The organism is Megasphaera sp. AF13-6AC (assembly GCF_027685385.1).
In the GTDB taxonomy this organism is placed as follows: domain Bacteria; phylum Bacillota; class Negativicutes; order Veillonellales; family Megasphaeraceae; genus Megasphaera; species Megasphaera micronuciformis.
Window position 1 is genome coordinate 1 of the sequence record NZ_JAQCUN010000190.1, and the last position, 1,829, is coordinate 1,829.

The 1,829-nt window shown below is 44.6% G+C and carries 2 protein-coding genes; both read left to right on the forward strand.

Annotation, left to right across the window (positions count from 1 at the left end):
- Window positions 1-34: 34 nt before the first annotated feature.
- Window positions 35-466, forward strand: coding sequence for a hypothetical protein (locus PGX78_RS07960; RefSeq protein WP_270446381.1), 432 nt, complete (start codon window positions 35-37; stop codon window positions 464-466).
- 171 nt (window positions 467-637) lie between these two features.
- Entirely contained in the window at window positions 638-1,549 is a 912-nt protein-coding gene (locus PGX78_RS07965) for a metal ABC transporter substrate-binding protein (RefSeq protein ID WP_270446383.1), read from the forward strand.
- Window positions 1,550-1,829 lie beyond the last annotated feature (280 nt).

The following is a 1,829-nucleotide window of genomic DNA, read 5'->3' on the forward strand; positions in this document are numbered from 1 at the left end:
TCGGTCTGTGTTGTTCGGAACGGAGTGATGACAGATGAATAAGAAAGCCGAGGCCTTCCGAAAATATTTAAAGAAATCGGGAATCAAATCGTTTATGATGGATGATATGCATGACCGCCGGTTGAACACGGTCATTTTCAGGACATTCATTGAAGCTCAGGGGACGGAATTGCCGCTTGTGTTGGTTCTTGACGATACGCTGTATTCGACAATTCGCGTTCTCGTAGCTCCGAAGGTTCTGAAAAACGGTAACGAAACGGCTGTATATAATCTCATCAATGAGTACAATCGTACGTACAAGTCTTTCAAGTACTGTGTTGACGAAGAAGGGGCGCTGATTTTGGACGTTTGCTACATTGGTGACGACGTGGCGGACGGAGAAATTATCTCGGTTTTGTTCAGCCTCATTATTGAGCACTTAGAAGAATCGTACGGACAAATTATGCGGGCCGTCTGGGCCGCTTAAAAGGGAAAGAGTCGTCGGTAAGACGGCTCTTTTTTGTTGTCGTAACGAAAAATTCGAAATACTGAATATAACGATAAATTTGCATATTTTCATAAGATTGACAGTCATAGACGGGTATGATAGTCTTTTTTTGTATGTTAATGCAGATGATTCGCATTTGCTAAAAAGGAGATGGTAGGGTTGAGGAAATGGATAGCTTGCATACTTACGGTTCTTTTAGCCGTATCCGTTCTGGCCGGTTGCGGAAAGACGGAAGAGACGGCGAAAAAGGACAAGGTAAAGGTAGCCGTCAGCTTTGATGCCATGGGAGAATTCGTTAAGGCCGTAGGCAAGGACAAGGTAGAAGTGCATACCGTGATTCCGGCAGGGACGGAACCGCACGGCTTCGAACCTTCGACGGAAACGATGAAGGCTCTTTCGGGGGCAGACGTATTCGTGTATAACGGATTGGGTATGGAACCGTGGCAGGAAAAGGTTATCGAAGCGGCTCATAACGACAAGCTAGTTAAAATTGAGGCTTCTAAGGGAATTGACGCCATTAAGAATACGGATCCGGAAGAAGTGGAAGAACACGGTGAATTCGATCCCCATGCATGGCTCAGTCTGACTTGTGCCGCACAAGAGGTTCAAAATATTGCCGACGGACTGGCTCAAGCCGACCCGGCTAATAAGGATTTCTACGAAAAGAACGCTAAAGAATACATTGCCCAGCTTGAAAGCCTGCGCAAGGATTATGAAGGCAAGTTTAAAGACGTTCAGCGTCGTGACTTCGTAACGGGTCATGCAGCTTTCGGCTATTTGTGCCGCGATTTCGCTTTAACGCAAAAGAGCGTAGAAGACGTTTTTGCAGAAGGCGAGCCGAGCCCGAAGGAATTGGCCGAACTGACCGAATATTGCAAGACGAATCAAGTGAAGACGATTTTTGCCGAAGAAGCGGCAAGCCCTGCTGTTTCTAAAACCTTGGCCGCCGAAGTAGGTGCCAAGGTGGAAGTCCTCGATACGATAGAAAGCAATCCTGAAGGAGAGTCATATCTCGATCGTATGAAGACCAACTTGGAACGCATTTATGAAAGCATGAAATAAATCCTCTTTTAGATAGAAAAAAGGACAGGAAGAAAGGTATTGCGCTCAGACTGAAAAAGAGCAGTATCTTTTGGATTCTGTCCTTTTTTTCTTGCTGAAAATCCTTTTATCTCCCTTCTTCGGGGTATTTCAGATTTCGCTTTTCTGTGTTACAATATCTGTTAGCAATTATGACCGGAAGGTAAATTGTTTAGAGTAAAAACTATGTATATAAAGGTATATTGAAGATATATTGGGAGGCATCGGAGTTGGAAAAACTGATTGTTCACGGAGGTAATCC

What these genes read in the sequence shown, in the direction of transcription:
- PGX78_RS07960 (WP_270446381.1), top strand. Translation starts at nt 35, where the DNA reads ATGAATAAGAAAGCCGAGGCCTTCCGAAAATATTTAAAGAAATCGGGA.
- PGX78_RS07965 (WP_270446383.1), top strand. Translation starts at nt 638, where the DNA reads ATGGTAGGGTTGAGGAAATGGATAGCTTGCATACTTACGGTTCTTTTA.